Genomic DNA, 16,991 nt, shown 5'->3' with positions numbered 1-16,991 from the left:
TTCTTAGTGAAATAAGTGCCATACCGCCGCAGTATCTCCAGATCTCGCTAACAAGCAGCGAGATGACGAGTTTAAGTTCTCATTGGCATCACTACATATAATACACTTGAATCATCTTCATCAGTGATAATTGTAGCACTATTACCATCGGCTAAGCTAAACTTACATTTATTTTTTATGCAAGATAGAACATCAAGCAAATAACGCGAGTTGAACCCTATTTCTATAGGGGCTTCATTGTAGTCCACTTCTATGGATTCAGTTGCATCACTGCACTCTTGGGAGTTTGAATGCAGAGTTAGCAGCTTTTCTTGTAGTGAGAATTTAATAGATTTTACTTTATCAGATACAACAACGGAAACTCGATCTATAACATCTGAAAGTTTTTTACTTTCAATAATCATATGCTTATCTTGAGATGCTGGAATAACTGCTTTATAATTTGGAAAAGTTCCATCTATTAATTTTGATATTAGAATATATTCACCGCATGTAAACTTGATTTTTCTGTCTGAGAGTTTTACATTAATTTCATTACAATCGTCCAATATTTTTAACAGCTCCATAACAGTTTTACGTGGAATGATCACACCAAATTCGCCATTGATGTTCCCAGGCTTTGGCCTCTTTATACATGATAAACGATGGCCATCAGTTGCAACGCAGTACAGAAACTGCTCATCTGTATGTAGATATATTCCATTTAAATTATACCTTGTATCATCTAGTGATACAGCAAATTTTGTTTTAGTTAATAAGTCTATCAGGTCCGTATTTAGTAGAATAAAATCATGTTTATAATTGTCTTCTTCAAGAGCAGGAAAGCTGCTTGAAACTACATTCGGTAAAGAAAAGTTTGCATTTCCGCAAGACATCAATAATTTTCCTTGGTTGTTTACTTCAAAATTGACATCCAAATCAGCGGGTAACTTCTTCACTATGTCATGTAAAGTATGCGCTGAAATTTTTACTTCTCCTTCTGTTAATACGGTTGCAGCAAGTGAGGCAAACATTGAAATGTCAAGATCAGTTGCCATTAATTTTATGCTGCCGTGTTGTGCTTTGATATTTATACACGCCAAAACATCTATTGCATTACGCCTTTCAACCACTCCACTTACTCTGGATAATGTATTTAAAAGACTTGTGCGGCTCACGCTAAAACGCATCTGCTCGCACACAGAATTTTGCTTTTTGATTTCTGTATCTACACCTGCAACCTCTGACATTGCTAACTCTCAAAAATATATTTTAAATGATATCCACATCCCATATAAAGTAAAGTGCTATTTATATTTCCATTGAAAGAGTAGTCTAGTTTATACTATAGCTGGGTATTCTGTTACAATAATTTACTTTGTATGGCATAAATCATGCATTTTTTGATACGCTTTTTGAAAACCAAGTAGGGAATAAGTATCATCAATGGTCACTGTTTTTGTTTTTCCATTAACTACCATTGATAATCCCTGCTTCATTTTTAGAATGAGATCTTGATCTATTTTTGTATGCTCTGCCCACGCAAAACTTCCCTGTATTATGGGCAGTGTATATTTAATTTTTTTGTCGATATTGAGAGCTACAGGCTCCTTATCATACTGAAAACCAGAGGTAACGCTTACCTCATCTGCTTTTTTATCAACATAACTAACCATTACATACGGCTTGCGATTGGTTGTATAATATTCGCTTTTTTTTTTAGGATAGGATACAATATAACATACTTTCTCTCCATCTTCCAATGCAGTATACACGAGCCAATCTTTATATTTTTCCTTCAATTGTACATCACTAACCGATGCAAAAGCGCCTATCGAAAAAAATATTAGAAATATAAAAAAACTACGCATGCAAACAAAATTTCAAACTTTCAGATTGTATATATTGTTTTACCTTAGCCATCGCCTGCTCAGCCAACTGCCTTATTCTTTCTCTTGAAACACAATATTTTTTACTAAGTTCATCCAGAGTTTGAATGTTTTCAGACAAATATCTACTGATAAAAATGTCTCTTGCCCTTTCGTTGAGGCTCGCTAGTGCATTGTTTAAAATTGCTTCTTTTAATTCTTTTTCTTCATGATTCTGATAGGTTACTTCTTGACTAACCAAGTTACATGGGATCATATCTTGTAGCTCCCTTTTAGAGTCATCACCTATTTTTATGCAATCGTTTAGCGACTGATCCTTACAAGCCATACGGTAATTCATCTGCAGAACGTCTCCTTCGGATACAGAAAGCTCATTAGATATTGCTTTTATTTCTTCATTATTTAAGGTTTCCCTGTTTGTATACTGTAAAATTCTTTTTTTTATTTTACGTAAACTAAAAAACAATCTTCTTTGTGCTTGCGTTGTGCCTATTTTCACAAACGACCAAGATTTCAATATAAAGTCTTTTATTGAAGCTTCAATCCACCACACCGCATAAGTTGAAAAACGAAACCCTAAATCAGGATTAAACTTTTTCACTGCATGCATTAAACCCATATTTCCTTCCATGACCAGGTCCATCAACAATAGTCCATAATTTTTGAATTTCATTGCAATTTTCACTACCAAATTCAAATGGCTGGTAATCAATTTATGAGCAGAAGAAACATCCTTATATTGGTTCCAATTTTTTGCTAATCGTACCTCTTCCTCTTGAGACAGCATAGGAAATTTTTGCACCCTAGCAATATATTGCATGAGATTGGTTCTGCTATCGACACATAAGTTTGCCATTGAGGTCAACATAACAACTTAAATTAAAACTTCATGCATATAATATATTGATTTTCCAGCAAAAATTCAAGCTTTGATTTGAAAAAAGTACAAATTTTCCATCTAATTTCTTGGAGACAGTAGGCCGCAGTGTTAGCTAATTGGATAACATTATGTAACTTTAGATGATATTCTACCAGTACAATGGTAAACGTTATAGCTTAAACACATAGCAAATAGTGTTATTCCAGTGCCTTGACACTGGAATGGCTTTGTTGCATCGCTCTTCGGATAGTAGGTAACGCACAATAAATTTATGAAGCTATCTCAAATTTAGCCATACCAATATCAGTGAACTTATTGAGCAAATAGCATTTAACAAGTAGTTCCTTCTCTCTATTTGTCTCAGATTTATTCCTAAAACTAAACCCGAATGTTTGTTTCAGTCGCGAGAAAAAACTTTCTATATAAGATCTTTTTCCGTAGTTTGTTTGCCTTTTCCACCTCTTCATTCCATCTTCGCTGCATGATTTTATTAGTCTAATTGCAGCATTTCTCTCAGCCATATAGTCTAACTTTGGATGCTCTGCTGCGTTGTTTTTCGGAGGAATTTTCGTTTTTATACCATATTGATTACACAGCTTATAGAGCTTTTCTCTGTCATATGCCCTATCTGCATATAGTACTTTTATGACATACTGAAAATCGACTTCTTTTAGCAAATCACAAGCTCCATAGTGATCAGCCGTTACTGTATTTTACAGCTATGGCTTTTTTGCTGTTTGTATTCAACATTACATGCAATTTTCTTGTCTGTTCATAGCTGCGATACTTTCTATCTTCGCTATTTTCTTTGCTATGACCAGGAGTGTTGTTGTATATACTAATTCCTGTACTGTCTATAGCAATTTCGATATCTTCCATATTATTTTCTGCAATCATTGATCTTAATATTGAGTTTCTTAAACCTTCTTGATGATTGTGAATAGCTGATAACTTGCAAATTTTTCCCAATTTGCTCAAGGTATCCTGCTATAAACCCAACTGTTTGCCTCAGGCCTATTCTAAATAAACAAGTTATTATGTGCACCAAAATTACAACTTTATCGCTATAAATATTGTTGCCACCTGGTATTTTTGGACCATTCTCGTACCACTTTTCTATGGCTTCGTTGATATAATGAAAAATATTTCCTCTTTTTTCTAGAAATTTGTTATATTCGCTATGGTTACTGACCCTCATTTTTTGTGGCATATTTTTTCTTTCAAGGTTAAATGGCTATTTTATAATGAATTTTGTCAGTAGCCACCAGATTTTTTCAGTTGCTATGCAACAAAGCCCACTGGAATCCACATTTCTTTTTTCTAGATCCCAGTGTCATGCTACTTGAATGACAAGAAAAAACCCACTGGGATAACAAGACTGAGATAGACTAAAAATTAAACGCTACTCCAGCTTCTGCACCAACAGTGCTGTAAAGGACTGTATGTCCTCCTTTGTCTTTCTCACCACCGCTTTTATCGAAATTAGCACCATAAGAACCGAAATAACGAGCTCCAGCATAAAGTTTGACTTCTGGAGTTACATCATAACTAACACCAGCTTTTACTTGACCAGCAAAACCAAATTTACTTTTTTGATCATTCACAGCGTCTTTCAAAGGAGTGCTAATATACGCTGCACCAACACCAACACCAACATATGGAGTGATAGGCATATCTTCAATTGCTATATCGTAATAAACGTTAACTAGCCCTGAAATTGCTGTTAAGCTGCCCGCAACAGTATCTGGAGTAAGCACTTCATCATTGTTCACATTCTTGTTTAGCTGTGAATATAGCCCTTCAATATCAACTCTAATGTCGTCCATTTTATAACCAAATGCGGCACCACCTCCTATAAAAGAAGCTTTAAAAGGATCAACATCATCAGTCCCCTTTTTAATTTTCATGTTATCAACTTTTGTGAAAAGAGGTAAAACTTCACCGTTGTATTGCAAACGAACGTAGTAGCTAGTTTCTTCATCACTTATTGGACCAACAGGATCTGAAAAAGCAGAGTTTGATAAACTTAGCAACGTTGCTAAAGCGGCTGCTGAAAAAAACTTTTTATAATGCATAATTGTCCTCGTAAAAAAAATTAAAATTCCACTTTAGCAGTCTAAGTAACAACTAAAGTTAAGTCAAGTGCTAACTTAATAACACAAAATATTCTACATTTTAACTAATTTTTAGGAGAAGACAAAGATTTTATTAATGAATAAATACGACTTTTGATTTTTTGGTATAGCTAACACAGGTAAGATTTACTATCGAAAGACCTCGTCATCTCGCTGCTTGTTAGCGGATGAGAAATCCACAACTGTACGAACATTGCAATTTGGGCCTACCAGGAGGGCAATGCCTCTTATCCAAGTACCATCTTCTTGTCATCCCAGTCTGGGATGGCTTTGTTGCATCGCTCAAGTGAAAAGAACTGGCAGTTACTGACAAAATTCATTATAAATAGCCATTTAACTGTTGAAGAAAAAATATGCCACAAAAAATGAGAGTCAGTAACTGCCATGAATATAACAAATTTCTCCAAGAAAGAGGAAGCATTTTTTGTTATATCAATGACGCCATAGAAAATTGGTACGAGAATTGTCCAAAAATGCAGGGCGGCAACTATATTTATAGTGATAAAGTTGTGATTTTGGTGCATATAATCGTCAGTTTCTTTAGAATTGGTTTAAGACAAACAGTCGGGTTTATAAAAGGGTATTTGTAACAAATAGGAAGAGATTTGGCAGTTATCAGCTATTCACAAGCATCAAGAAGGTTTAAGAAACTTAATATTAAGATAAATGATTGCAGAAAATAATATGGAAGATATCGAAATTGCTATAGACAGTACAGGAATTAGTATATACAACAACACACAGCAAGGAAAATAGCACTGACAGAAAATATCGTGGCTATGAGCAAACGAGAAAATTGCACGTAATGTTGAATATAAACAACAAAAAAGCCATAGCTGTAAAATACAGTAACGGTGTCTACTCTGATCACTATGGAGCTTGTGATTTGCTAAAAGAAGTTGATTTTCAGCATGCCATAAAAGCACTATATGCAGATAGAGCATGTGATCATACGCGTCAAGTTAAGAGATTGTGAGCAAATTTAGAGAGGTTAAAGTGGATACTCTAGCCCTTCTACGTTTGTCTTTTAATGAAAATCGCGACCAAGTTATAGTGAGTTTTTTAAGAAATGCTTTTAAACTATTAATTTTGGTTAATACTAAAAATAACTCTCTAACCCGCCTTTTTAGCTCAATAAATGCCTTTGTTAAGCTAAGTTCTGTATTCTTTTTCACTTCTGTGCAACCAACTATGCCGTGAAATATAAGAATTGCGCACAATTTAGCATATAGTTCACATAATACTCTGCATGGCTTTCCTTTTAGCTTATCAAGCCTGATATGGCTTTTATACAATTTAAATAATAACTCAATTTGCCACCTTACTCTGTAAATCGTTAATACTTGCTCAGCACTAATTTTATTTTCTGGAACATTAGTTATAAATATTGACCAGTTCAACAATTTTTGATTTCTTTTAGAGGATCTGCGATCTTGCTAATCTATTAGCTTTCCTTCTTCTGCCCATAGACTGTTCTTCAGTTAGTTTCTGACATATAATTCTTACTCTAATTTTTGCTTCTTTTCCTAACAATACCTCGTTTTCTAAAAATAACTTATCCTCTCAACATTCTAATAACTCCATTTTTTGATTTGTTTCTACATCATATATGTTGGTATCGACGACTTATGAAATAAGCTCCTATTTCATTGATTTGTTTAAAAGAACTTGGCACAAAATAACCGAGATCAGATATTAGCAAATCATTGCTTAATATATTACTTAAATGTTTCCTATATCCCTGGTCTGATCTTACCCCCTCCGTTAAATTAAGTTGGTCTATTATCTGATTCATGTAGTCGAAAACTAATTGTAACTTTATTCCAGACTTAGTATTGCTTTCATAGCCACTGTAGCTAGTACCATAACCTTTATACATCTCTTCCATACTGTTAGGTAGAGTAATATAGCTACTGTCCAATAATTTAACACTATTAAATTGCTGTAAGATTTTGCAATCAACTTGCAAGATATTTTTAAAGAGAATCACAGATTCATTATACATCCTTTTCATAAATTCCACTGCTTCTTCAGTAAATCTAAAATCCAAACCTTGTTTTGTTATATCTATCGAGTCCTCGTTTAGTAATTGACACATTGTTTCTACGCTACAATTATCAACTCCTATATTACCCAAGACCATGGCTTTTACGAATGATGAACCTTTTAGCTTTCTCTTTCTTTTTATAAACCTTGTTGTAATTGAGATTTTCTCTGCTTTTTCATTAAAAAATTCTTTGAGCTTTTTTGATAAGCAAGTTATTTTATTCATTGGTTCTCTCACTAAAAGTATATCTGGGAGAACTTATACCTTATTATTCTATCTCTTTCATACCTTTATTTCCTTAACTTGACGCGTATGGAGCATGTGATAGGCACAAGTTTTATAAGTTGTGTAACGAATATGATATAAAGACAAAAATTCCACCAATAAACAATGCGGCAGAACATCCAGAAATAGATTATATGTCTAACAGGAATGCTGCTATTAGGTTAATAAAATTATACGGTGAAGATGGCATGAAAGAATGGAAAAAAGAAGTAAATTATGGGAAAAGATCTTATATTGAAGGGTTTTTCTCAAGATTAAAGCAAATATTCGGATTTAGTTTTAGGAATAAATCTGAGATAAATCGAGAAAAAGAACTAAATGCTATTTGCTTAATAAATTCACTGATATTGGTATGGCTAAATTTGAGATAGTTACATGAATTTACCATAAATCACCATCTCATAAAGTGTGATGCAACAAAGCCGTCTGGGATCCAGGAATTTTATTAAGTTGGTAAGCATAAAAGTAGCCGTTTTATGTTAAAACACAATGTTCTTGATGAGATTACGGCAAGGCTGGATTCCAGACGGCTTTGTTGCATCGCTCTTCGGATAGTAGGTAACGCACAATAAATTTATGAAGCTATCTCAAATTTAGCCATACCAATATCAGTGAACTTATTGAGCAAATAGCATTTAACAAGTAGTTCCTTCTCTCTATTTGTCTCAGATTTATTCCTAAAACTAAACCCGAATGTTTGTTTCAGTCGCGAGAAAAAACTTTCTATATAAGATCTTTTTCCGTAGTTTGTTTGCCTTTTCCACCTCTTCATTCCATCTTCGCTGCATGATTTTATTAGTCTAATTGCAGCATTTCTCTCAGCCATATAGTCTAACTTTGGATGCTCTGCTGCGTTGTTTTTCGGAGGAATTTTCGTTTTTATACCATATTGATTACACAGCTTATAGAGCTTTTCTCTGTCATATGCCCTATCTGCATATAGTACTTTTATGACATACTGAAAATCGACTTCTTTTAGCAAATCACAAGCTCCATAGTGATCAGCCGTTACTGTATTTTACAGCTATGGCTTTTTTGCTGTTTGTATTCAACATTACATGCAATTTTCTTGTCTGTTCATAGCTGCGATACTTTCTATCTTCGCTATTTTCTTTGCTATGACCAGGAGTGTTGTTGTATATACTAATTCCTGTACTGTCTATAGCAATTTCGATATCTTCCATATTATTTTCTGCAATCATTGATCTTAATATTGAGTTTCTTAAACCTTCTTGATGATTGTGAATAGCTGATAACTTGCAAATTTTTCCCAATTTGCTCAAGGTATCCTGCTATAAACCCAACTGTTTGCCTCAGGCCTATTCTAAATAAACAAGTTATTATGTGCACCAAAATTACAACTTTATCGCTATAAATATTGTTGCCACCTGGTATTTTTGGACCATTCTCGTACCACTTTTCTATGGCTTCGTTGATATAATGAAAAATATTTCCTCTTTTTTCTAGAAATTTGTTATATTCGCTATGGTTACTGACCCTCATTTTTTGTGGCATATTTTTTCTTTCAAGGTTAAATGGCTATTTTATAATGAATTTTGTCAGTAGCCACCAGATTTTTTCAGTTGCTATGCAACAAAGCCATTCCAGACTGGAATGACATCGTTTACTATGTGCCATATTGCAATGTTTGTACAGTTGTGGAATGAATCACGGTATGACGTAGGGCTATGCTAGTATAGGTACATTATATGAAGAAGTACTAGCGTTGGGAATATTAGAAAAAAAATACTTACACTAAAAGAAACTTCAGTAGTAAATTCAAAAAGGAAGTTTAAACCCAGATGGTAAACCCATCATACCTGCAAGATCAGAAGTTGCATTCGCCATATCTTCTTCTGCTTTTTTAACGGCATCATTAAACGCTGCTGTTACTAAATCCTCTACTATATCTTTTTCCTCATTTCTCATAAGTTCTAAGTCTATGTTCACCTTTTTAGCTTTATAGCTACCTATTTTTATGACTTCCACTAATACAGAAACTTTGCCACCACCAGAAATACCTTGAAACTCTTTTCCAACATATTTTTCTTGAGCTTCTGCAAGCTTTTTTTGCATCTCTTGCGCTTGTTTCATTATTTGACTAAAATCCACAACTTACTCCTTATTTTCTATATTAACTACTTTTGCACCTTTAAACGTGTCAAGGATATCCTTAACTGCAGGTGCATAATTTAAATTACTCACTTCCCTGTTTATATAATCTGTATCAACTGCAATAACCCACTCTTGCTGAGTCACCTGGTTTAAGTAATTTTTTAAATCATTGCAAAAATTACTATCCAACTTAGATACAGCTTTTAATTTTAAATATCCAGGTTTACAATCTATTAATTGTAGATTATTACACAGTTGTTTGTAAAGATAAATTTGGTTACTTCGCCTTAATAGTTGCAAAATCTTATCAAAATCGTAATTTTGTTGTTTATTTTCCACATGGATCCCAGTGTCACGCACTGGGATGACAGAGTGGGGTTGTTGTTTACTTTCCACATATTTTTTTGGATCCGAGTAGTCAGCTACTTGGATGACAGAGGGGGAAGGTGCAACAGGTCTGCCCTGTCTATTTCCTTGCTCTACATTCTGTGAAAGAATTTTTTTGATCACCTGTTCTGGAGAAGGTAGATCAGAGAGATAGCAAAGACTAATTAACATCATTTCAGCAGCAACATCGTTGCATGTTGAAGTTTTTATATCTTGAATACCTTTAAGCAACACCTTCCACAATCTCGAAAAAAATATTAAAGATCTCTTTATACTTAAATCTTTTATCCTATTCTTTTCATGCTCTGTAACTGCACTATCAATCTCTTTCGTAATTAAAAAACGGCATACTAACTGAATTGTTTGCAATAGACCTTCAAAAATACTAAGTGGGTTTGCTGTTTTTATCGCCTTGTCAAACACTGATAGAGCTTTCTGTAAATCACCTTCTAATATTGCCCCTAATAGATCAAATATAATATCTTTATCCACTAGGCCAAGTATGTCTGTCACATTTTTAGTGGATATTGCACCATCTCTGCTATATAGCACTGCTTGATTCATCAAAAACAAGGCGTTACGCATTGAATTTCCAGAATGTCGTGCAATTAATTCCAATGCTCCCTTTTCAATGGAATAACTCTCTTTTTGTGCAACATCATTTAAACGTTCCACTATTTTAGCTACAGGAATGTTGTGTAAATCAAATCTTTGACAACGTGCAATAATAGTTATCGGTATCTTTTTTATTTCCGTAGTTGCTAAAATGAACTTTACACTAGATGGTGGCTCTTCTAGGGTTTTAAGTAATGCGTTAAATGCGCTGCTGGATAACATATGTACTTCATCTATAATGTAGACTTTGAATTTAGAGCTTATAGGTGAATAGCAAATATCTCCCAGGATTACTTTAATATCGTCAATGCTAGTGTGACTTGCTGCATCGATTTCAATCACATCTGGATGGCTTGAATTTTTTATTGCTAGACAATTTTCACACAATCCGCAAGGTTCAAAAATTGGCCCCAGGGAACAATTCAAACATAAAGCTATTATCCTTGCAGTGGTGGTTTTACCAACTCCACTACTACCAGAGAGCAGTATAGATTGTGGAATTTTGTTTAAAGTAAAAGCATTTTCTAATACACGCACTAATATATCTTGACCTACTAGATCTTTAAAGCTACTAGGACGATGTTTTAATGCTATATTCACAGCTTCGGATAAAACAAATAATGAAGTAGGTATGCAACCCAAAAAGGTTCCGATATGGCTGCCTCATTTCTGATCTGACCAAATTACAGAGTTTTTGCCTGCATACCTTATAAAATATTATACTTTTTTTTTTATTTAGCAAGGTATATCCTATATTAACCTTAATAATTTATATGTTAGATCTCTTGCAACATTACTTTGGAGTAAACAACTGTTACCTAAAATACTCTTCTTCTGTCATCCCAGTGCTTGACTACTTGGATCCAGAAAACTTAATTTTAAATGAATACATCAGGCTGTTGTATAATAAGAACTGGATTCCAGTGTCAGCTACTTGCATGACACCACCTGCTACGCAAACTTCTGTGGACTACAAAGAAAGTTCGTACAGTTGTAGGTCAAGCCATAGAGTAACAAAAAAAGGATATTGGAATAACAAAAGAGGAATATTATGATTTTATATCATTTTCCTCTTTGTCCATTTTCACGAAAAGTTAGAGCTCTTCTCAAAGAAAAAAAGTTGAGCTGTGATCTAGTGTATGAAAATCCGTGGGAAAAACGGAATGAATTTATGGAGATCAATCCAACCGGGCAAGTACCAGTATTAATAGATAATAACTTTGTAATAGCGGATAGTAATGCCATTTGTGAATATATAGAAGAAACTTACAATAGCGACGTCAAATTATTTGGTTCATCCACTATTATTAAGTCTAAAATACGCGCTCTAATCAATTGGTTCGATAACAAATTTTACAATGAAGTTACTAAGTATATTATGAATGAAAAAGTAATTACTAACCGCAGCCCTGACTCTAGATTTCTTCATGCAGCTCAGCATAACCTGCCTTGCCATATGGAATACATCGAACACTTAATTAACAAGAACGTTTGGCTTGCAACTGATAAGTTCACTTTAGCTGATATTGCTTTAGCATCGCATATTTCCGTAATGGATTATGTAAGTAGTTTTCCATGGGAAAAAAGTAAAATTTTAAAAGAATGGTACTCCATTGTTAAATCAAAGCCTTGTTTTCGTGAGATATTATTAGAGAGAGTTTCCGGTTTAATCCCTCCTAAACATTATGCTGACCTTGATTTTTAACTTATGTTAGCTTTAAAGCTACAGTCATTCCTTCATCAGTTGGAATCAATATAGAGAAATATTTTTTTTCATCTGATAATCTATTATTAAACTCCCTCATAGCATGCCATGATTTTTCTGATACTTCTTTTGGAGGCGATTCTAAAAATACTGTGTTAAACAATAGAGTGTTATCTGCAACGATTAGCCCATCTTGTTTAATGTATGACTCTGCCCAATCTAAATATTTAGGATAACCACCTTTATCAGCATCGATAAATATCATGTCAAATGGTGCTTTTGCTGATAATTCATTAAGTTTTTCCAATGCATTGCCTTCTATTAGAGTAATTTTATCACTCAGATTAAAAGCACTAAAATTTTTTTTTGCTATTCTTGAGTATTGAGGGTTATTTTCTATTGTATATATGTGACCATCTTCCAGTAGAGCTTTTGCCATGCAAATCGACGAATAACCGTATAACGTGCCAATCTCAACAATACTTTTGATTTTATGGATTTTTATAAATAAACTTAATAGCTTTCCTTCTTCAGGGCCAATTTGAATATGTTGCTTTTTTTCAAGAATACAATATTCTTCTATTTTTTTATATTCTTTTGCAAATAGATTTCTTATGTATGACAATTTTATACTAAAATTATTACGCATATATTATAAATTAGGGAGACTTAATTCATACACAATTTATAAATATAATAATATAGTTTAAAATAATAAAAACATTTATTTTAAGTTATTATTTCATAGTATAAAATTTTAAGTGACAAAAATTATTATATATCGTACTATAGTTAACTAGTATAATAAACAGTCGATTATTATGCTAGAATTAAAGGGATTGTTTATGCGCATTTCTCTTTTTAAAATATAATTTTTATAATCAATTAGAGGGGGTTATATGTCTTATACTATTGCTGGTGAAGTTGAAACGTTAAACAAAAAATCTAACAAGAATGAAGGGGTTATGTTACTACATAATCCAGCTTATCGTGAAAAGTATAAAGAACGTTTTGATGAAGCTCAGAGAAAAGTTATGGATATGGTTCAGTTTTATGATGGGACAATAGTATTAATAGAGAATAAAATCGCTATGTATTACTACACTTGGCACAGTAAAAAAAGAGAGTTTGAACGTAAAAAACAACAAACAGTAGTGAAAAACAATGACTCAGCATAGAGTCTTTTATATGGTAAGCTACAGTGGTATTACTTCACTATAGCTTTTCCATATAATTTATCTATCACATTAGTGAAATATTTCAGCTCTTTATACCCTCCATGTTTAACTTTATTATGCTCTATATATGATTTATCATCGTTAAGCTTGATGAAAAATATTGGAGTGGCTGTGATACCAAGTTTATTAATTGCCAGTGATTTATCATTTACGATTTTATCCATTATTTTCTTATCATTAATGCATTGGTTAAATGCATCTTGCTTTAAGTTGCTTAGTGCAGCAATTCTTTGTAGTAAAGTCAAATCACTTAAATTGTAGTAATTCCACGAATCTATTGAGTTAAAAACAGCTTTGTTAAAATTAAAGTAGTCTTCTTGTTTTTCGTAGCAATGACTTAGCATTGCAGCCTTTAGCCCTCTGTAATCCAAAGGAAAATGACGAAATATATATAACATCTTACCTGTGTCTATATATTTCTCTTTAATTTTAGGAAAAACATTCCTATGAAAAAGAGAGCAGTGATAACAAGTTAATGAAGCATATTCTATCATTAGAATTGGTGCTTTTGGATCTCCTAATAATTTATCATTAGGTAATGGCGATAATAGCTCATTTGATGTTATTTCATTGGGTTTTTTTTGAATGTATTGGTTATCGGATAAATCTTGCTTAACAACTGCATAAGAATTAACACTTATGAAAATTAATAAAAACAATAGTCTAAAAATCATTACAATATAAACACTTAACTTACTAAAAAAAATTATACATTTATATTAATAATGTCAAGATAACTTTTGTTTAGCAAGGCTTTCAGCCCTATCTTTAAATGCAGCAATTATTTTACTTTGTGTATACTTATATACTGAGTTTAATAAAGTGGAAAATGAGTTGGACTTAAACTTAAACTCTATATAAAACTTTACCATAGTTTTATTTTCATCTATGGGAATGAATTGCCATTCATTGTATAGATGTTTAAATATTCCATTTGATGATACAGCTTTTATCCAACCTTCATTTGTTCCACTTGGAGAAAGAGAAGTAACTTCTGATGTATATCTACCTTTAATTCCATGAAAAGCTGCGAGGAGATCCACAACCATTTGGTTGTTAATTTTTTCTTTTATATAAACGGCTTTGCACCAAGGAACAAAATCAGGATACCTTTCAACATCAATTACAATTTGGAATACTTCATTAGGCAAACATAGGAAAACACCCTGTTCTTTGTATTGATGAAGCATAAATGTTAAACCAATCAAAATAGGATCCGTATCTACCGTCAGCCTTAGTAGATTCCTGAGACTAAAGTTAAGGTGGGCATCGCGTATCAATTTCAACGAAATTAACAGAGGCAATTCCCTTGACTAGAAATTATCGCTCGGGAAATTTAACTTAACTCATAACGCATAGAACAGACCCTTAATTAATTGTAGATGATTTATACAAGGTGTGTCTATAGATATATTAAAGCTAGCGATTATTATTTAATCTTTATTAAACTTTGCATTCTAAGTATCATAGCTAATAAATATATCTTATGAACATTACTAAAGTTTTAACTATCATTGTTTTTATTGTAATTTCTTCAAGTGCTTACACTAATTGTACAGATCACAAAATTTTTGTGCATACTATGAAGCAACAAGTGGATGGTATATCTACAAAGGAGAATAAAAAAAACCGGGAATGTGTGCAAAAAAAGCTTCAGGAGGTCATTCAAAACAATGTTAACCTCAAAGGAATATCGCAATTCGTCATAGGAAAACATTGGGCTTTAGTTAAACAAAAAGAAAAAGAAGATTTTTTAAGAGAGTATGAAGTGTATCTTACGCGTTTGTGCGTTAAAATTTTATATAAATACATGCATGATAGTGAAATGATCATAATGAGTACAAAAGCAGTTGACGATGAAACTTGCTTAATTGGTACAAGATTTTCTTACGGTGATGAAGAATTTACAAATATTGATTTTAAAGTTACTAAAAATAACAGTTCTTTCTTGATAAGTGATGTTGTAATGAGTGGAATAAGTATTGCTATTAATCAACGTTATCAATTTAGTGAAAAAATCGACACGCATGGCATAGCAAGCGTTATAGCTGAATTAAAATGCAATAACAATCCATGATATATATGCCTCATTGGCCTAAGCCACTTGGTAGCAGGCCGAATGATTTTTCTCTTGATCGCATAAAAGGCTTTCTTAGCAAACTAGATAACCCCGAGAAAAAAGTGCCTCCCGTAATTCATATAGCTGGAACTAATGGGAAAGGCTCAACACTAGCATTTATAAGATATATAATGCAAGCAGCAGGGTATAAGGTACACGCATACACTTCTCCACATTTAGTGAGTTTTAATGAGCATACGCGTCAAGTTAAGGAAATAAAGGTATGAAAGAGATAGAATAATAAGGTATAAGTTCTCCCAGATATACTTTTAGTGAGAGAACCAATGAATAAAATAACTTGCTTATCAAAAAAGCTCAAAGAATTTTTTAATGAAAAAGCAGAGAAAATCTCAATTACAACAAGGTTTATAAAAAGAAAGAGAAAGCTAAAAGGTTCATCATTCGTAAAAGCCATGGTCTTGGGTAATATAGGAGTTGATAATTGTAGCGTAGAAACAATGTGTCAATTACTAAACGAGGACTCGATAGATATAACAAAACAAGGTTTGGATTTTAGATTTACTGAAGAAGCAGTGGAATTTATGAAAAGGATGTATAATGAATCTGTGATTCTCTTTAAAAATATCTTGCAAGTTGATTGCAAAATCTTACAGCAATTTAATAGTGTTAAATTATTGGACAGTAGCTATATTACTCTACCTAACAGTATGGAAGAGATGTATAAAGGTTATGGTACTAGCTACAGTGGCTATGAAAGCAATACTAAGTCTGGAATAAAGTTACAATTAGTTTTCGACTACATGAATCAGATAATAGACCAACTTAATTTAACGGAGGGGGTAAGATCAGACCAGGGATATAGGAAACATTTAAGTAATATATTAAGCAATGATTTGCTAATATCTGATCTCGGTTATTTTGTGCCAAGTTCTTTTAAACAAATCAATGAAATAGGAGCTTATTTCATAAGTCGTCGATACCAACATATATGATGTAGAAACAAATCAAAAAATGGAGTTATTAGAATGTTGAGAGGATAAGTTATTTTTAGAAAACGAGGTATTGTTAGGAAAAGAAGCAAAAATTAGAGTAAGAATTATATGTCAGAAACTAACTGAAGAACAGTCTATGGGCAGAAGAAGGAAAGCTAATAGATTAGCAAGATCGCAGATCCTCTAAAAGAAATCAAAAATTGTTGAACTGGTCAATATTTATAACTAATGTTCCAGAAAATAAAATTAGTGCTGAGCAAGTATTAACGATTTACAGAGTAAGGTGGCAAATTGAGTTATTATTTAAATTGTATAAAAGCCATATCAGGCTTGATAAGCTAAAAGGAAAGCCATGCAGAGTATTATGTGAACTATATGCTAAATTGTGCGCAATTCTTATATTTCACGGCATAGTTGGTTGCACAGAAGTGAAAAAGAATACAGAACTTAGCTTAACAAAGGCATTTATTGAGCTAAAAAGGCGGGTTAGAGAGTTATTTTTAGTATTAACCAAAATTAATAGTTTAAAAGCATTTCTTAAAAAACTCACTATAACTTGGTCGCGATTTTCATTAAAAGACAAACGTAGAAGGGCTAGAGTATCCACTTTAACCTCTCTAAATTTGCTCACAATCTCTTAACTT

21 protein-coding genes, 2 other RNA genes and 4 pseudogenes are annotated in these 16,991 nt (G+C 32.8%); 9 read left to right on the top strand and 18 right to left on the bottom strand.

Annotated elements, in window-relative coordinates:
• Nucleotides 1–71 precede the first annotated feature (71 nt).
• The 7 genes from dnaN to AAGD87_RS00220 all read right to left on the bottom strand — a co-directional run bounded on the left by dnaN (nucleotide 72) and on the right by AAGD87_RS00220 (nucleotide 4,823).
• Nucleotides 72–1,229, bottom strand: a complete 1,158-nt coding sequence (gene dnaN, locus AAGD87_RS00250) for a DNA polymerase III subunit beta (protein ID WP_264719014.1) — start codon at nucleotides 1,227–1,229, stop codon at nucleotides 72–74.
• Between the two features lie 123 nt (nucleotides 1,230–1,352).
• Nucleotides 1,353–1,850 carry an invasion associated locus B family protein gene (locus AAGD87_RS00245; RefSeq protein WP_006279310.1) on the bottom strand — a complete coding sequence of 166 codons (498 nt, stop codon included), beginning with the start codon at nucleotides 1,848–1,850 and terminating at the stop codon, nucleotides 1,353–1,355.
• The gene (locus AAGD87_RS00240) at nucleotides 1,843–2,736 is read right to left on the bottom strand and encodes an RNA polymerase factor sigma-32 (RefSeq protein WP_041582625.1); all 894 of its coding nucleotides are present in this window, start codon (nucleotides 2,734–2,736) and stop codon (nucleotides 1,843–1,845) included. Before AAGD87_RS00240 ends, AAGD87_RS00245 begins: the two co-directional genes overlap by 8 nt.
• A gap of 281 nt (nucleotides 2,737–3,017) precedes the next feature.
• Nucleotides 3,018–3,425: a transposase gene (locus AAGD87_RS00235; RefSeq protein ID WP_264339099.1), complete on the bottom strand. Its 408-nt coding sequence runs from the start codon at nucleotides 3,423–3,425 to the stop codon at nucleotides 3,018–3,020.
• A 19-nt stretch (nucleotides 3,426–3,444) separates the two neighbouring features.
• Nucleotides 3,445–3,645 carry a hypothetical protein gene (locus AAGD87_RS00230; RefSeq protein WP_010082383.1) on the bottom strand — a complete coding sequence of 67 codons (201 nt, stop codon included), beginning with the start codon at nucleotides 3,643–3,645 and terminating at the stop codon, nucleotides 3,445–3,447.
• Entirely contained in the window at nucleotides 3,629–3,958 is a 330-nt protein-coding gene (locus AAGD87_RS00225) for a transposase (RefSeq protein ID WP_007548762.1), read from the bottom strand. The genes AAGD87_RS00230 and AAGD87_RS00225 overlap by 17 nt, the downstream gene beginning before the upstream one ends.
• A 178-nt stretch (nucleotides 3,959–4,136) precedes the next feature.
• Nucleotides 4,137–4,823 (bottom strand): acyloxyacyl hydrolase, encoded by a 687-nt coding sequence (locus AAGD87_RS00220; RefSeq protein ID WP_264723010.1) that lies wholly within the window; start codon nucleotides 4,821–4,823, stop codon nucleotides 4,137–4,139.
• A 413-nt stretch (nucleotides 4,824–5,236) separates the two neighbouring features.
• Between AAGD87_RS00220 and AAGD87_RS00215 the strand changes: the two genes are divergently transcribed.
• On the top strand, nucleotides 5,237–5,473 hold the full coding sequence (locus tag AAGD87_RS00215) for a transposase (protein WP_264339149.1): 237 nt from the start codon (nucleotides 5,237–5,239) through the stop codon (nucleotides 5,471–5,473).
• 215 nt (nucleotides 5,474–5,688) lie between these two features.
• Nucleotides 5,689–5,859: a hypothetical protein gene (locus AAGD87_RS00210; protein ID WP_341810660.1), complete on the top strand. Its 171-nt coding sequence runs from the start codon at nucleotides 5,689–5,691 to the stop codon at nucleotides 5,857–5,859.
• Here the strand turns inward: AAGD87_RS00210 and AAGD87_RS00205 are convergent.
• Nucleotides 5,846–7,155, bottom strand: a pseudogene (locus AAGD87_RS00205) (IS4 family transposase). The gene AAGD87_RS00210 and the pseudogene AAGD87_RS00205 sit on opposite strands and share 14 nt — an antisense overlap.
• A 119-nt stretch (nucleotides 7,156–7,274) precedes the next feature.
• Between AAGD87_RS00205 and AAGD87_RS00200 the strand changes: the two are divergent.
• A complete protein-coding gene (locus AAGD87_RS00200) occupies nucleotides 7,275–7,586 on the top strand; it encodes a transposase (protein WP_341817619.1) in 312 nt (103 codons plus the stop codon).
• A gap of 203 nt (nucleotides 7,587–7,789) precedes the next feature.
• Here AAGD87_RS00200 and AAGD87_RS00195 read toward each other — a convergent pair whose 3' ends face one another.
• The 6 genes from AAGD87_RS00195 to ffs all read right to left on the bottom strand — a co-directional run bounded on the left by AAGD87_RS00195 (nucleotide 7,790) and on the right by ffs (nucleotide 11,043).
• Nucleotides 7,790–8,197 (bottom strand): transposase, encoded by a 408-nt coding sequence (locus tag AAGD87_RS00195; protein WP_264339099.1) that lies wholly within the window; start codon nucleotides 8,195–8,197, stop codon nucleotides 7,790–7,792.
• Between the two features lie 19 nt (nucleotides 8,198–8,216).
• On the bottom strand, nucleotides 8,217–8,417 hold the full coding sequence (locus AAGD87_RS00190) for a hypothetical protein (protein ID WP_010082383.1): 201 nt from the start codon (nucleotides 8,415–8,417) through the stop codon (nucleotides 8,217–8,219).
• Nucleotides 8,401–8,730 (bottom strand): transposase, encoded by a 330-nt coding sequence (locus AAGD87_RS00185; protein ID WP_007548762.1) that lies wholly within the window; start codon nucleotides 8,728–8,730, stop codon nucleotides 8,401–8,403. Before AAGD87_RS00185 ends, AAGD87_RS00190 begins: the two co-directional genes overlap by 17 nt.
• Before the next feature lie 264 nt (nucleotides 8,731–8,994).
• Nucleotides 8,995–9,327: a YbaB/EbfC family nucleoid-associated protein gene (locus AAGD87_RS00180; protein WP_010963017.1), complete on the bottom strand. Its 333-nt coding sequence runs from the start codon at nucleotides 9,325–9,327 to the stop codon at nucleotides 8,995–8,997.
• Between the two features lie 3 nt (nucleotides 9,328–9,330).
• Nucleotides 9,331–10,932 (bottom strand): DNA polymerase III subunit gamma/tau, encoded by a 1,602-nt coding sequence (dnaX, locus tag AAGD87_RS00175; RefSeq protein ID WP_341817618.1) that lies wholly within the window; start codon nucleotides 10,930–10,932, stop codon nucleotides 9,331–9,333.
• Nucleotides 10,933–10,953: 21 nt separating this feature from the next.
• Nucleotides 10,954–11,043: signal recognition particle sRNA small type (ffs, locus tag AAGD87_RS00170), an RNA gene on the bottom strand.
• 113 nt (nucleotides 11,044–11,156) lie between these two features.
• Here ffs and AAGD87_RS07720 point away from each other — a divergent pair.
• Nucleotides 11,157–11,297, top strand: a pseudogene (locus AAGD87_RS07720) (WPE palindromic element domain-containing protein); the annotation flags it as partial.
• Between the two features lie 86 nt (nucleotides 11,298–11,383).
• Nucleotides 11,384–12,037, top strand: coding sequence for a glutathione S-transferase family protein (locus tag AAGD87_RS00160; protein ID WP_182309739.1), 654 nt, complete (start codon nucleotides 11,384–11,386; stop codon nucleotides 12,035–12,037).
• Nucleotide 12,038: 1 nt separating this feature from the next.
• On the opposite strand, the gene AAGD87_RS00155 is transcribed toward AAGD87_RS00160, so the two are convergent.
• The gene (locus AAGD87_RS00155) at nucleotides 12,039–12,686 is read right to left on the bottom strand and encodes an O-methyltransferase (RefSeq protein ID WP_264339524.1); all 648 of its coding nucleotides are present in this window, start codon (nucleotides 12,684–12,686) and stop codon (nucleotides 12,039–12,041) included.
• 250 nt (nucleotides 12,687–12,936) lie between these two features.
• Here AAGD87_RS00155 and AAGD87_RS00150 point away from each other — a divergent pair, with 250 nt between their 5' ends.
• On the top strand, nucleotides 12,937–13,215 hold the full coding sequence (locus AAGD87_RS00150; RefSeq protein ID WP_006279425.1) for a DUF2671 domain-containing protein: 279 nt from the start codon (nucleotides 12,937–12,939) through the stop codon (nucleotides 13,213–13,215).
• 29 nt (nucleotides 13,216–13,244) lie between these two features.
• On the opposite strand, the gene AAGD87_RS00145 is transcribed toward AAGD87_RS00150, so the two are convergent.
• The 3 genes from AAGD87_RS00145 to ssrS form a co-directional block, all read right to left on the bottom strand.
• Nucleotides 13,245–13,949: a DsbA family protein gene (locus AAGD87_RS00145; RefSeq protein ID WP_038199341.1), complete on the bottom strand. Its 705-nt coding sequence runs from the start codon at nucleotides 13,947–13,949 to the stop codon at nucleotides 13,245–13,247.
• 54 nt (nucleotides 13,950–14,003) lie between these two features.
• A complete protein-coding gene (locus AAGD87_RS00140; RefSeq protein WP_244663039.1) occupies nucleotides 14,004–14,483 on the bottom strand; it encodes a type II toxin-antitoxin system RatA family toxin in 480 nt (159 codons plus the stop codon).
• Between the two features lies 1 nt (nucleotide 14,484).
• Nucleotides 14,485–14,645, bottom strand: a non-coding RNA gene (gene ssrS / locus AAGD87_RS00135) — 6S RNA.
• 116 nt (nucleotides 14,646–14,761) lie between these two features.
• Between ssrS and AAGD87_RS00130 the strand changes: the two genes are divergently transcribed.
• From AAGD87_RS00130 to AAGD87_RS00120, 3 genes and pseudogenes are all read left to right on the top strand, one after another.
• A complete protein-coding gene (locus tag AAGD87_RS00130; RefSeq protein ID WP_010963011.1) occupies nucleotides 14,762–15,352 on the top strand; it encodes a phospholipid-binding protein MlaC in 591 nt (196 codons plus the stop codon).
• Nucleotides 15,349–15,588, top strand: a pseudogene (locus tag AAGD87_RS00125) (bifunctional folylpolyglutamate synthase/dihydrofolate synthase); the annotation flags it as partial. The gene AAGD87_RS00130 and the pseudogene AAGD87_RS00125, both read left to right, overlap by 4 nt.
• A gap of 90 nt (nucleotides 15,589–15,678) precedes the next feature.
• Nucleotides 15,679–16,988: pseudogene (locus AAGD87_RS00120) on the top strand (IS4 family transposase).
• Nucleotides 16,989–16,991: the final 3 nt, after the last annotated feature.

The sequence above is a fragment of the Wolbachia endosymbiont (group A) of Pherbina coryleti genome (genome assembly GCF_964026875.1).
Lineage (GTDB): Bacteria > Pseudomonadota > Alphaproteobacteria > Rickettsiales > Anaplasmataceae > Wolbachia > Wolbachia pipientis.
Note: the sequence above shows the minus strand (reverse complement) of the source record. Positions and strands in the feature narration are given on the sequence as shown.